The organism is Okibacterium endophyticum (assembly GCF_054780075.1).
Map to the genome: position 1 here is coordinate 165,317 of NZ_BAAGXA010000008.1, position 11,910 is coordinate 177,226.

At 65.5% G+C, this 11,910-nt stretch carries 15 protein-coding genes; 14 read left to right on the forward strand and 1 reads right to left on the reverse strand.

From position 1 onward, the window contains the following. Positions 1-38 precede the first annotated feature (38 nt). From ACYVF5_RS12730 to ACYVF5_RS12765, 8 genes are all read left to right on the forward strand, one after another. The gene (locus ACYVF5_RS12730; RefSeq protein WP_460946955.1) at positions 39-1,022 is read left to right on the forward strand and encodes an ABC transporter substrate-binding protein; all 984 of its coding nucleotides are present in this window, start codon (positions 39-41) and stop codon (positions 1,020-1,022) included. 241 nt (positions 1,023-1,263) lie between these two features. Further along, entirely contained in the window at positions 1,264-2,010 is a 747-nt protein-coding gene (gene priA / locus ACYVF5_RS12735; RefSeq protein ID WP_460946957.1) for a bifunctional 1-(5-phosphoribosyl)-5-((5-phosphoribosylamino)methylideneamino)imidazole-4-carboxamide isomerase/phosphoribosylanthranilate isomerase PriA, read from the forward strand. Further along, positions 1,994-2,785 (forward strand): SseB family protein, encoded by a 792-nt coding sequence (locus ACYVF5_RS12740; protein WP_460946959.1) that lies wholly within the window; start codon positions 1,994-1,996, stop codon positions 2,783-2,785. The genes priA and ACYVF5_RS12740 overlap by 17 nt, the downstream gene beginning before the upstream one ends. A 65-nt stretch (positions 2,786-2,850) precedes the next feature. Next, positions 2,851-2,997: a hypothetical protein gene (locus tag ACYVF5_RS12745; RefSeq protein ID WP_460946961.1), complete on the forward strand. Its 147-nt coding sequence runs from the start codon at positions 2,851-2,853 to the stop codon at positions 2,995-2,997. 53 nt (positions 2,998-3,050) lie between these two features. Then, complete coding sequence (locus ACYVF5_RS12750) at positions 3,051-4,109, forward strand: FecCD family ABC transporter permease (protein WP_460946963.1); 1,059 nt, start codon at positions 3,051-3,053, stop codon at positions 4,107-4,109. Further along, entirely contained in the window at positions 4,109-5,203 is a 1,095-nt protein-coding gene (locus ACYVF5_RS12755; protein WP_460946965.1) for a FecCD family ABC transporter permease, read from the forward strand. The genes ACYVF5_RS12750 and ACYVF5_RS12755 overlap by 1 nt, the downstream gene beginning before the upstream one ends. After that, a complete protein-coding gene (locus tag ACYVF5_RS12760) occupies positions 5,200-6,075 on the forward strand; it encodes an ABC transporter ATP-binding protein (RefSeq protein WP_460946967.1) in 876 nt (291 codons plus the stop codon). The genes ACYVF5_RS12755 and ACYVF5_RS12760 overlap by 4 nt, the downstream gene beginning before the upstream one ends. Before the next feature lie 12 nt (positions 6,076-6,087). Beyond that, complete coding sequence (locus tag ACYVF5_RS12765; RefSeq protein ID WP_460946969.1) at positions 6,088-7,089, forward strand: iron-siderophore ABC transporter substrate-binding protein; 1,002 nt, start codon at positions 6,088-6,090, stop codon at positions 7,087-7,089. A 100-nt stretch (positions 7,090-7,189) separates the two neighbouring features. Here the strand turns inward: ACYVF5_RS12765 and ACYVF5_RS12770 are convergent, their stop codons facing one another. Beyond that, complete coding sequence (locus ACYVF5_RS12770; RefSeq protein ID WP_460946970.1) at positions 7,190-7,561, reverse strand: DUF1844 domain-containing protein; 372 nt, start codon at positions 7,559-7,561, stop codon at positions 7,190-7,192. Between the two features lie 264 nt (positions 7,562-7,825). Here ACYVF5_RS12770 and infC point away from each other — a divergent pair, with 264 nt between their 5' ends. The 6 genes from infC (at position 7,826) to ACYVF5_RS12800 (ending at position 11,864) form a co-directional block, all read left to right on the forward strand. Next, positions 7,826-8,410, forward strand: coding sequence for a translation initiation factor IF-3 (gene infC / locus ACYVF5_RS12775; RefSeq protein WP_460947029.1), 585 nt, complete (start codon positions 7,826-7,828; stop codon positions 8,408-8,410). Further along, on the forward strand, positions 8,403-8,597 hold the full coding sequence (gene rpmI / locus ACYVF5_RS12780) for a 50S ribosomal protein L35 (RefSeq protein ID WP_460946972.1): 195 nt from the start codon (positions 8,403-8,405) through the stop codon (positions 8,595-8,597). The genes infC and rpmI overlap by 8 nt, the downstream gene beginning before the upstream one ends. 27 nt (positions 8,598-8,624) lie before the next feature. Beyond that, positions 8,625-9,017: a 50S ribosomal protein L20 gene (gene rplT, locus ACYVF5_RS12785; RefSeq protein ID WP_460946974.1), complete on the forward strand. Its 393-nt coding sequence runs from the start codon at positions 8,625-8,627 to the stop codon at positions 9,015-9,017. A 172-nt stretch (positions 9,018-9,189) separates the two neighbouring features. Continuing rightward, the gene (locus tag ACYVF5_RS12790; RefSeq protein WP_460946976.1) at positions 9,190-9,990 is read left to right on the forward strand and encodes a TrmH family RNA methyltransferase; all 801 of its coding nucleotides are present in this window, start codon (positions 9,190-9,192) and stop codon (positions 9,988-9,990) included. Positions 9,991-10,126: 136 nt separating this feature from the next. Next, entirely contained in the window at positions 10,127-10,915 is a 789-nt protein-coding gene (locus ACYVF5_RS12795; protein WP_460946978.1) for an amino acid ABC transporter ATP-binding protein, read from the forward strand. 85 nt (positions 10,916-11,000) lie between these two features. After that, complete coding sequence (locus ACYVF5_RS12800; RefSeq protein WP_460946980.1) at positions 11,001-11,864, forward strand: glutamate ABC transporter substrate-binding protein; 864 nt, start codon at positions 11,001-11,003, stop codon at positions 11,862-11,864. The last annotated feature ends 46 nt before the right edge of the window (positions 11,865-11,910 follow it).

Genomic DNA, 11,910 nt, shown 5'->3' on the forward strand with positions numbered 1-11,910 from the left:
CATCCATCCATCCATCACGACAAGAACGGTAGATCACAATGAAGTGGAGCAAGACAGCTCTCAGCATCGGTGCTGCGGCAACGCTCGTCCTCGCAGGATGTTCCTCCTCGCCCCAGTCTGCAGGCGGAGGCGACGGCGGCGATGACGGATACACCATCGCGTTCGTTCAGGGCGTTGCCGGCGATGAGTTCTACATCTCCATGCAGTGCGGTGTGGAAGAGGCGGCCAAGGCCGCTGGAGCGAAGGTGACGACGCAGGGCCCCGCAGAGTTCGACCCGACGCTGCAGAAACCGGTGGTCGACGCGGTCGTCGGCTCGAAGCCAGACGCCCTGCTCATCGCGCCGACAGACGTCGCGGCGATGCAGGCGCCGATCCAGGCGGCGGCGGATGCCGGGATCAAGGTCGTCCTTGTCGACACCACACTGGATGACCCGTCGATGGCGGTGTCCCAGATCGCGAGCGACAACCTCGGCGGCGGAGAGGCCGCGTTCCAGGCGATCCAGGATGCCCATCCCGAGGGCGGCAAGGTGCTCGTCGTCTCGAATGAGCCCGGCATCTCGACGACGGATGCTCGGGCCGAAGGCTTCGAGGGTGCCGTGGCCGACGACTCGACATTCGAGTCGCTCGGGGTGCAGTACAGCCACAATGACCCGGCCGAGGCGGCGCGTATCGTTACGGCCGCACTGCAGAAGGACCCCGGCATTGTCGGCATCTTCGCCGCGAACCTCTTCGCCGCGGAGGGGTCCGCCACCGGCATCCAACAGGCAGGCAAGGCGGATGACGTCACGATCGTGGGATTCGATGCGGGCCCGGCACAGGTTGAGGCGCTGCGCAGCGGGATTGTTCACGCGCTCGTCGCCCAGCAGCCGGCGACCATCGGTTCCGACGGTGTTGGCCAGGCGATCGCGGCCCTCGACGGTGAAGAAACGGAGGAGAAGATCCAGACCGGGTTCACCGTTCTCACGGCCGACAACATCGATAGTGAAGGTGCGGATGCGGTTTACCGCTCCACCTGCGGTTAAGTTCAGTCTGACGCCGATCCGCCCGCGGATGCTCCGGCATCCGCGGGCGGATCGGTGACAGGAACGTCATGGTCCGATTCCTTGGCCGCGGAATCATCGCTGGATCCGGGCTAAGATCGCACCTGGTTCTGATATCGGCGGCATTGAGATCGGCCGGTGTGAACGGCAGCGAAGAGAACAACGGTCAGGGACCGGACCGTCATGCGCAGCGGCGGTGGCGAGAGAGAAACCAGGATGAGACATGAATGATTTCAGCACCACACCGAAGCTTGTGCTGCTCCCGGCCGTCGACGTTGCAGACGGGAAGGCCGTGCGGCTGACCCAGGGTGAGGCGGGCACCGAGACCAGCTACGGCAGCCCGATCGATGCCGCTGCCGACTGGGCTGCCCAGGGTGCCGAGTGGATTCACCTCGTCGACCTCGATGCGGCGTTCGGTCGCGGTGAGAACCGCGGCGTCATCCGCAAAGTCGTGAGGCAGGTGCGCGGGGTCAACGTCGAGCTGTCTGGCGGCATCCGCGACGACGCCAGTCTCGAAGCGGCACTTGAGCTCGGCGTCAAGCGGATCAATCTCGGCACCGCCGCGCTTGAGAACCCCGAGTGGGCGGCCAACGTGATCGGCCAGTACGGCGAGTCCATAGCCGTCGGCCTCGACGTGCGTGGCACAACCCTTGCCGCTCGCGGCTGGACGCGCGACGGCGGTGATCTCTGGCACGTCCTCGATCGGCTCGAAGAAGCTGGATGCGCGCGCTACGTTGTGACGGATGTCACGAAAGACGGCACTCTGCAGGGCCCGAACATCGACCTGCTCCGGCAGATCCTCGACCGCACCGATCGTCCTGTGATCGCGTCGGGCGGAGTGTCCAGCCTCGATGACATCGCCGCCCTTCGGCAGCTTGTTCCACTCGGTCTCGAGGGCACCATCGTCGGCAAGGCACTGTACGCGGGGGCGTTCACGCTCGCGGAGGCGCTGGATGTTGCATCGGACTGATCCGTCTGACTCCGCCGGCCGGCCCTGGGCGGGACGGAGCTTCGAACAGAACGCACACGCTGCCGATGACGGATCCGCTCCCGAACACCTGATGACCGCCATCTCCCGGTTCCATTCCGGTCAGGGGAGTGACGTCGAGGTCGTCGACGCGGTGCGCGATTCGCGCTTTCTGATTCCGTTGATCGCGCAGGCCGGAGACATCGGCCACACCGAAGACGGTGTGAAAGTCGACAAGACGCAGGAACTCTCCATAGTGACCGTGGAGGGGCCTGACGGTCGCCGTGTTCTTCCCGTGTTCTCGTCCGTCGACGCCATGCAGAGGTGGAATCGCGCGGCGCGCCCTGTGCCGGCAGACGGCATCCGTGTGGCATTGGCGGCTGCGAGTGAGAAGACCGACCTGGTTGTGATCGATCCGACGAGCGAGACCGAGTTCGCCCTCCGACGGCCGGCGGTGTGGGCTGTCGCCCAGTCGGCACCGTGGACGCCGAGCTTCGCCGACCCGCTTGTGACAGAGGCGTTCGTGCGGTCGATCGGCTCTGAGCTCGGTGTGATCGGGGTTCGTCTGGCCCCAGGTGACCCCGGGGCCAGATTGCACGGACCGGAGCTCGTTGTGCAGCTCGAGCTGGTGCATGGCCTCAGCCGCGACGAGCTCGACGCGATCATGCGGCGGCTCGCGCAGCGATGGGCGGTGGACGAGATCATCGCCACACGAGTGGATTCCCTGAAGGTGAACCTCGTGGCCTCGGACGACGAGGGCCCGCTCCCGTCGTGGTGAGGTGGATCCCGCTCGTTGTTGACAGCAGCGGTGTCCGAGTAGCCGGGGGATGCCATACTTAGGTGATGCTTACCTCTCATCCGATGAACGACATGTGCCCGGGATGCGGGCCGTATCGAGTGTCTGCGGCGGCGATCGTGCGGCACCGATTGCAGGCCGGCCGCCGCAACCCGTTGCGCGCCGGCACGGGCCAGGTCGAAGCACAGGAGTGAACGGCACAACCCCGAGCGCAGCTCGACCCGGTGAGCCCTCTCGCAGGCCCCATGTGACCTTTCCGGACGGGGGTGCCCGGCGCAACGGGCCCCGCCGTCCGGAAAGGTCACATGGGGGCCGGGTCAGGCTGCTCGGTATCGTCGTCGCCCTCGTGGTGCTCGCCGTCGTCGTGTGGGCCAGCCTCGCGCTCGGCACGAGGGATGTCGGCATCGGCGCGGTCATCCAAGCCCTCGCCGATCCGCAGCTGGGGAACAACGATCACCTGGTCATCCGTGAGCTCAGGGTTCCGCGCACCCTGGTCGGCCTCGCGGTCGGCTGCGCACTCGGCCTGGCCGGCACGGTGATGCAGGGTATCACCCGGAACCCGCTCGCGGACCCGGGACTGCTCGGCGTCAACGCGGGCGCCTCGTTGTCGGTTGTGCTCGCGATCACGCTTCTGGGAATCACCAGCCCCGCCGGCTACATCTGGTTCGCGCTCGGCGGAGCGGCGCTCGCGGCCGCGCTCGTCTATGCGATCGGCACGCTGAGCCGGGAGGGGTCGAGCCCGGTGACCCTCGCCCTCGCCGGCACGGCGGTCACAGCGGGTCTCACCTCGGTCATCACTCTCGTTCTGTTGAGCGGATCGGGCACCCTGACCACGTACCGTTTCTGGGCGGTGGGCTCGCTCGCCTCGCGCGACCTCGGCACACTGACCGCGCTGCTGCCCTTCCTGCTGATCGGCGCCGTGCTCGCCGCGTTCTCGGGCCGGATGCTCAACCTGCTCTCGCTCGGAGACGACCTGGCGCGGGGCCTCGGTCAGAGCATCGTCATCTCACGCATCGTCTCGGGACTCGCCGTTGTGCTGCTCTGCGGTGCGGCGACCGCTCTCGCCGGGCCGATGGTCTTCGTCGGTCTCGTTGTGCCGCACCTGTGCCGTGCCTTCACGGGCCCTGACCATCGCTGGATCCTGGCCTGGTCGGCGGTGGTCGGCCCGATCCTGCTGCTCTCGGCGGATGTCGTGGGCCGGCTTATCGTCCCTCCGGGCGAGCTCGAGGCCGGGATCGTCGTCGCCCTGCTCGGAGCACCGGCGATGATCGCCCTTGTGCGCCGGGTCAAGACGGGAGGCCTGTGATGAACAGCGACACCGATGAGACCGCCCGGACCGCTCCGGCCGCGTCGCACGAGAGCGGCATCCGGCACGAGGCGGGCGAGAAGACGAGCGGCATCCGTCTGGCATCCGGCCGGCGGGCGATCGTGACGATCTCACTCGGTGTGATCGTGGCCGCGCTGGTGGTGGCCAGCCTGACACTGGGATCGTATGCGCTCGCTCCCGCCGATCTCGTCGCGACCCTCTTCGGTCACGGCTCACCGGCAGACGCGCTCGTCGTCTGGAGGCTGCGGATGCCCCGGATCCTGCTCGGCGCGCTGGTGGGCGTCGCCTTCGGCGTGTCTGGCGCGATCTTTCAGACCCTTCTCCGCAACCCGCTCGCCAGCCCGGACATCATCGGCATCTCGGGGGGTGCGAGCGCGGCCGCCGCGTTCGGCATCCTCGTGCTCGGGGTCAGCGGCCCGGTCGTCTCGGCTATCGCGTTCGGCGGGGCGATGCTCGTCGCGCTCGCCATCTACCTCCTCGCCTGGCGCGGGGGAGTGAGCGGGTTCCGCTTCGTCCTGATCGGCGTGGGCTTCGCCTTCGTCGCGCAGGCGGTGGTCGGCTATCTCATCAGCCGCGGAGACGAGCGCGAGGTGTCCGCAGCACTCGCCTGGACGGTGGGCGGGCTCGGCGGAGCCGAATGGCAGGGCATCTCCGTGGTGGCTGTCGCGCTCGTCGTCCTGCTGCCCCTCGTCGCGATACTTGCGCAGAGACTGCGGATGCTCCAGCTGGGCGACGAGTCTGCGGCGGGACTCGGTGTTCCTGTCGAGCGGTCGCGGCTCCTGCTGCTCGTCGTCGCCGTGGCCCTCGCGGCGGTCGCAACCGCTTTCGCCGGGCCTATCGCGTTCGTCGCCTTCGTCTCGGCGCCGATTGCGCGACGGATGCTCCGCGACGGGTCGCTCGCCCTTCCACAGAGCGCGCTGGTCGGCATCCTGATCGTCCTGTTCGCCGACCTGACAGCGCAGAATCTGCTCTCAGCCGCGACTCAGGTTCCTGCGGGCATCGTGACGGGGATCATCGGCGCACCCTATCTCGTCTGGCTCCTTGTCACCTCATCCGGAAGGCGAACCACGTGAACCCTCGGAACGAACACAAGCATCCGCACGACCTGCGGGCCGAGTCTCTGCACCTCGCCTATGACGGACACGAGGTGATCGGCGGACTCGACCTCGAGATCCCTGCCGGAGAGATCACGGTCATCGTCGGGGCGAACGCCTGTGGAAAGTCGACGCTGCTTCGTGGGATCGCACGTCTGCTGCGGCCGCGAGCCGGCGTCGTGTCGCTCGACGGCAGAGACATCCGCGAACTGCCGTCGAAGCAGTTCGCGCGCGTTGTGGGCATCCTGCCGCAACAGCCCGTCGCGCCGGAGGGGATCACGGTCGCCGACCTCGTCGGACGGGGCAGGCATCCGCACCAATCGGTGTTCCGGCGGTGGACGGCCGAGGACGACGAAGCGGTGGACGAGGCACTGGGCGAGACGGGCACGCTCGAGCTCGCCGGACGTTCGGTCGACGAGCTGTCGGGCGGGCAGCGTCAGCGGGTCTGGATCGCGATGGCCCTGGCGCAGGACCCGGACGTCCTCCTTCTCGACGAGCCGACGACCTTCCTCGACGTGACGCATCAGATCGAGTTGCTCGACCTCCTGGCCGACCTGAATCGGTCGAGGGGGACGACCATCGTGATGGTGCTCCACGATCTGAATCTGGCGGCGCGGTACGCGGACAGGCTCGTCGTTCTGCGATCGGGCGCGGTGTTCGCCGACGGCACCCCCGAGGAGGTTGTGTCTGCCGAGACGGTGCGAGAGGCCTTCGGGCTCGAGTCGCGCGTTGTCGCCGATCCCGTCTGCGGTTCGCCCATGGTCGTGCCGATCGGGCGATTCCATCGCCCGGATTCTCCGGACGAGGACTTCGGGCTACACTTATTAGGTAAGCCAAACCTACATTTCTAGCTGGGAGTATCTGTGCGCTCACATTCTCGATTCGCGCTCGCCGTTGCGGCCGTCGCAGCCCTCACCCTCGGAGCGTGCTCCTCGCCCGCTGCGGAGGATGACCCGCCTGCGGACTCTGGAGTGGTGCTCGAGCACACCTTCGGAGAGACGACCGTCCCCGAGGACCCGGAGCGTGTGGTGACGCTCGGCTGGGGAAGCGGTGACGCCGCGGTCGCACTCGGCGTCGTTCCCGTCGCGATGGAGGCGAACGCCTACGCCGGCGACGAGAACGGCCTGCTTCCCTGGATCGGCGAGAAGCTCGACGAGATGGGCGCCGAGACGCCCACGATGATCCCCGAGCAGAGCGACGGCTTCGCTTACGAAGACATCATCGAAGCAGATCCGGACGTCATCCTCGCCGTCTACTCCGGTGTCACCGAGGAGCAGTACGAGCTGCTCAGCGACATCGCGCCCACCGTCGTCTACCCCGGCGAGGCGTGGGCGACGCCGTGGCGAGACGTCATCACCACCGTCGGTGAGGTTCTGGGACGGACCGATGAGGCCGACGACCTCGTCGCGGACCTCGACGCCGCCGTCGCCGAGAAGGCTGAGGAGCACCCGGAGTTCGCGGGCAAGACGATCACGGCCGTGTGGGACACCGCGGGCACCTTCAACGTCTACCGGCCCGCTGACCCGCGCGTGCAGTTCCTCTTCGACCTCGGGTTCGAGAACGCTCCAGCCGTGGACGATCTGGCGAACGGCGACTCCACCTTCTACTACACCCTGAGCTACGAAGAGCTCGACAAGCTCCAGAGCGACGTCATCCTGGTGTTCGCCAACACCGAGGACGAGGCCGAGACGTTCTATTCCCAGCCGTATGCCCAGTCGATTCCCGCGGTGGCCGCGGGAGCGACCGCGACGATGACGGGTGCACAGCTTCTCTCGTCGGTCTCGCCGCCGACAGCGTTGTCGCTCACCTGGGGGCTCGACAGCTACGTCGACGCCCTCGCGGAAGCCGTCACCCCGGCCGGATGAGCGAGACCTCTCCGATCCGGCACTCCGGCCTGTCGAGCGGACAGCCGAGGGGCGAGGCGGCCGGCGGCTGAGCACCGACAACGCGCCTGACCACACACTGCTAGGTGACGGGCCCCGTCCACTTCTCGCCGGGGCCTTTGCCGATCGGATCGGGGATCGTCGACGCTTCGCGGAAGGCGAGCTGCAGAGATCGGAGACCGTCGCGCAGGCTCCTCGCGTGCATATCGCTGATCTCCGGCGCTCCGGCCGTGATCAACCCGGCGAGGGCGTTGATGAGCTTGCGCGCCTCGTCGAGGTCGGTCTGGGTCGCCGGATCGTCGGCGAGCCCGCATTTGACCGCGGCCGCGCTCATCAGGTGAACGGATGTCGTGGTGATCACCTCGACAGCTGCGACGTCGGCGATGTCGCGCGTCGCATCCTCTGCCTGCCGGGCCGCGCGGTCGTCGTCAAATGGGTGGTCGCTATTGTTCACTGCAATCCTCTGCTAGACTACTGCGGGCTCCGGGATAACCTCTCGGAACGAAAGTGGATAATCTCCCACCCGCGCTTGACCGCTTCACTAGGTTACCGGGTAGTTGCACTCCGCCGAGACTCACCAGCTGGGTCGAGGTAGTCAGGGTGTGGTGCCGCTGCGGCACAGGATCTGTGTGCAGCCGTGGTGTGGTTTTCTCCTCTTTCGCTGTGTGATGGCGTCGCCGATCACAGGCCGCATCGATTCAAATCAGAGGAGTCACGCATCAGCGATCCCCGTACAAACGACCGTATTCGTGTCCCCGAGGTTCGCCTCGTCGGACCAGGCGGTGAGCAGGTCGGCGTCGTCAAGATCGAGGTCGCACTTCGGCTCGCGCAAGAGGCAGAGCTCGACCTGGTCGAGGTCGCCCCGAACTCGAAGCCGCCTGTCGCGAAGATCATGGATTACGGCAAGTTCAAGTACGAGGCTGCGCAGAAGGCGAAAGAAGCCAGGCGCAACCAGGCGAACACGATCCTCAAAGAGGTTCGTTTCCGTCTCAAGATCGATCAACACGACTACGAGACCAAGCGCAAACGTGCTGAGGGCTTTCTCAAGGCCGGCGACAAGGTCAAGGCAATGATCCTGTTCCGCGGTCGTGAGCAGTCCCGTCCGGACCAGGGCGTGCGCTTGCTTCAGAAATTTGCCGAAGATGTCGCAGAATTCGGAACCATCGAGTCCACTCCGACCATTGACGGCCGGAACATGGTTATGGTCATCGGCCCGCTGAAGAACAAGTCAGAGGCCAAGGCAGAGGCCAACGCACAACGTGCCGCCACCAAGGCAGCGAAGCAGGAGGAAAAGAATGCCTAAGCAGAAGACGCACTCCGGAGCCAAGAAGCGATTCAAGGTCACCGGCAGCGGCAAGATCAAGAAGCAGCAGTCCGGCATGCGCCACAACCTTGAGGTCAAGTCATCTCACCGCAAGCGCCGCCTGAACCAGGACCAGCTGCTCGCACCGGCTGACACCAAGGCTGTCAAGAAGCTTCTCGGTCGCTAGACCGCAACCCGATAGGAATACAAGGACATGGCAAGAGTAAAGAGGGCTGTCAACGCCCACAAGAAGCGTCGGGTCATTCTCGAGCGCGCAGAGGGCTACCGCGGCCAGCGGTCGCGCCTCTACCGCAAGGCCAAGGAGCAGGTCACCCACTCCTTCGTCTACGCGTACCGTGACCGCCGCCAGAAGAAGGGCGACTTCCGTCGTCTCTGGATCCAGAGGATCAACGCGGCATCGCGCGCGAACGGCCTCACCTATAACCGGCTCATCCAGGGTCTGGGTCTCGCCGGCATCGAGGTCGACCGTCGCATCCTGGCCGAACTCGCGGTGAACGAACCCGCGACCTTCGCTGCTCTCGTCGAGAGCGCGAAGAAGGCCCTGCCCGCCGACACATCGGCTCCGAAGACCGACGCGGCTGCATAGTCGTTCTGCTTCCCGCAAAGGGCGTCTCTTCGGAGGCGCCCTTTCTGCGTGCACGAACTCGTGGTCCAGGTGACCTTTCCGGGCCTATGTGCGCGTTGTGCCGACCACATAGGCCCGGAAAGGTCACCGAGACACGTGGGAGGCAAGCAGCGTGTACCCATAGACTGGGGGCGTGCTCGATAATCCCCGTTCACCCCGGGCTCGTGCGGTCGCCAAGCTGGCCAAGAGGTCGGCGCGCAAAGACACAGGTCTTTTTCTGCTCGAGGGTCCGCAGGCCGTCTCAGAAGCACTGAGCTTTCGAGCGCAGCTGATCGTCGAGCTGTATGCGACCCCGACAGCGGTCGAACGGTATGGCGACCTGGCGAGGGCGGCATCCGATGCCGGCGTCACCGTGGAGTTCGTGACCGAAGAGGTGCTCGACGTGATGGCCGACACCGTCACCCCACAGGGGTTCGTGGCGGTCGCGCACCAGTTTCCGACATCGATCCGCGACATCTTCGCCGCTGAGCCGCGTCTGATCGCCATTCTCGAAGAAGTACGGGATCCGGGCAACCTCGGCACGATCATCAGGGCGGCGGACTCCGCAGGTGCCGACGCCGTCATTCTCACCGGACGAACCGTCGACCTGTACAACCCGAAGGTGGTCCGCTCGACCACGGGTTCGCTCTTTCATCTGCCCATCGCCGTCGGCCTCGAACTGGATGCCGTCGTCGAGCGTGTGCGCGCCGCCGGACTCTCGCTCCTCGCCGCAGACATCAAGGGTGAGAGCCTGCTCGACGCTCGAAACAAGGGATCCCTCGGCGAACCGACGGCCTGGCTCTTCGGAAACGAAGCACGCGGGCTCGACGACGAGCAGCTCGCGCTGGCCGACCGCGCGATCACCGTGCCCATCTTCGGTCGTGCAGAGTCGATGAATCTCGCGACCGCGGCATCCGTGTGCCTCTACGAATCGGCGTTCGCCCAGCGGAGCTGAACCGAGCACCGCCCGCTTGCCGAGTCACCTGAAGCCAGTCGATCGAGAGTGCTTTGTGTCACCCGTTGAGGTTACAACTGAGTAACGGATGTGCCGTGTGATGCGGTTGTAACACGTGCGCACTTAACGTTGAGCCATGGATACACCGCTGATGCCCGAAACGACTTCCGTGCCCGTGGCAAAGCACGGTGAGCCGCTGGTGATCCTCGACGCCATCAACAAGCATTTCGGCGAGCTGCATGTTTTGAAGAACATCAGCACAACTGTCGCGCGTGGGGAGGTCGTCGTCGTGATCGGGCCTAGCGGCTCGGGCAAGTCGACGCTCTGCCGAGCGATCAACAGACTCGAGACGATCGACTCCGGCACGATCAGCATCGATGGAGAGGTTCTGCCGCAAGAGGGCAAGGCTCTCGCCCATCTGCGGGCGGATGTCGGTATGGTCTTTCAATCGTTCAACCTCTTCGCCCACAAGACAGTGCTCGAGAACGTGACGCTCGCGCCGATCAAAGTCAAGAGGATGAGCCGGAAAGCTGCTGACGAGCGAGCGATGGCGCTTCTCGATCGTGTCGGGGTCGCCGACCAGGCCAACAAGATGCCAGCGCAACTGTCCGGTGGCCAGCAACAGCGCGTTGCCATCGCACGTTCGCTCGCAATGAGCCCCAAGCTCATTCTGTTGGATGAGCCGACGAGTGCGCTCGACCCCGAGATGATCAACGAGGTGCTCGACGTGATGGTCGGGCTCGCCAAGGAGGGCATGACGATGGTCGTTGTGACACACGAGATGGGTTTCGCCCGCAAGGCTGCCGACCGCGTTCTCTTCATGGCGGACGGCGAGATCGTCGAAGAGGCCACTCCCAGCGAGTTCTTCACAAACCCGCAATCGCCGCGTGCCCAGGATTTTCTGTCGAAGATCCTCGATCACTGACTGCATTCGAACACTGACGACAACCGAGACCTGGCCGCCTCGAGCGGGCGAGGAACACAGCAACACACGGAGGAATGAGAGACCAATGAAGCACAAGAAGCTATCACTGATTGCGCTCGCGGGCGCGACCATGCTCGCGCTCTCAGCGTGCGGCGGCGCCGACCCCGGTGCGGACAACGCGCCGGTCGAAGAGACGCCTGAGTTCGAAGAGGGCACAACGATGGCCGAACTGGCCGAGGCCGGCTCCATCACGATCGGGACCAAGTTCGACCAGCCGTTGTTCGGCCTCGTCGGCCCAGACGGAGAGCCTGTCGGCTTCGACGTCGAGATCGGCAAGATCATCGCGGGTCAGCTCGGGATCGCGCCGGAGGACATCGAATGGGTGGAGACCGTTTCCGCCAACCGCGAACCGTTCATCGAGCAAGGTGAGGTCGACATCGTCATCGCGACCTACACCATCAACGACGAGCGCAAAGAGGTCGTCTCGTTTGCCGGCCCGTATTACATGGCAGGGCAGTCGATTTTGACACTCGCGGACAACAATGACATCAAGAACGAAGACGATCTCGTCGGTCAGCCTGTCTGCTCGGTCTCCGGGTCAACTCCTGCCCAGAAGCTCGAAGAGATCGGCGCCGTGACAGTTCTGACCGATACATACTCGAACTGCCTGGAGCCGCTGCGTACCGGCCAGGTTGTGGCCGTCAGCACCGACAACGTGATCCTCGCCGGCCTTGCTGCGCAGAACGAGGGCGAGTTCAAGGTGGCCGGTGAACCGTTCACCGATGAGCCGTACGGGATCGGACTCGCTCTCGAAGACACCGAGTTCCGCGACTGGATCAATGACGTGCTCGAGGAGTCGTACGAAGACGGCAGTTACGAAGAGGCCTGGAACTCGACGGCCGGAGAGATCCTGCCGTACGTCGAGCCGCCGGCAGTCGACCGCTACTGATATCGGCGTCGGCGCGCACAGCGACGCCGTCCACCGGGGTGCGGAA

Excerpts from the sequence above, each read along its gene's own strand:
- ACYVF5_RS12730 (WP_460946955.1), top strand. The coding sequence starts at position 39 with ATGAAGTGGAGCAAGACAGCTCTCAGCATCGGTGCTGCGGCAACGCTC.
- priA (WP_460946957.1), top strand. The coding sequence starts at position 1,264 with ATGAATGATTTCAGCACCACACCGAAGCTTGTGCTGCTCCCGGCCGTC.
- ACYVF5_RS12740 (WP_460946959.1), top strand. The coding sequence starts at position 1,994 with ATGTTGCATCGGACTGATCCGTCTGACTCCGCCGGCCGGCCCTGGGCG.
- ACYVF5_RS12745 (WP_460946961.1), top strand. The coding sequence starts at position 2,851 with ATGCTTACCTCTCATCCGATGAACGACATGTGCCCGGGATGCGGGCCG.
- ACYVF5_RS12755 (WP_460946965.1), top strand. The coding sequence starts at position 4,109 with ATGAACAGCGACACCGATGAGACCGCCCGGACCGCTCCGGCCGCGTCG.
- rpmI (WP_460946972.1), top strand. The coding sequence starts at position 8,403 with ATGCCTAAGCAGAAGACGCACTCCGGAGCCAAGAAGCGATTCAAGGTC.
- rplT (WP_460946974.1), top strand. The coding sequence starts at position 8,625 with ATGGCAAGAGTAAAGAGGGCTGTCAACGCCCACAAGAAGCGTCGGGTC.
- ACYVF5_RS12795 (WP_460946978.1), top strand. The coding sequence starts at position 10,127 with ATGGATACACCGCTGATGCCCGAAACGACTTCCGTGCCCGTGGCAAAG.
- ACYVF5_RS12800 (WP_460946980.1), top strand. The coding sequence starts at position 11,001 with ATGAAGCACAAGAAGCTATCACTGATTGCGCTCGCGGGCGCGACCATG.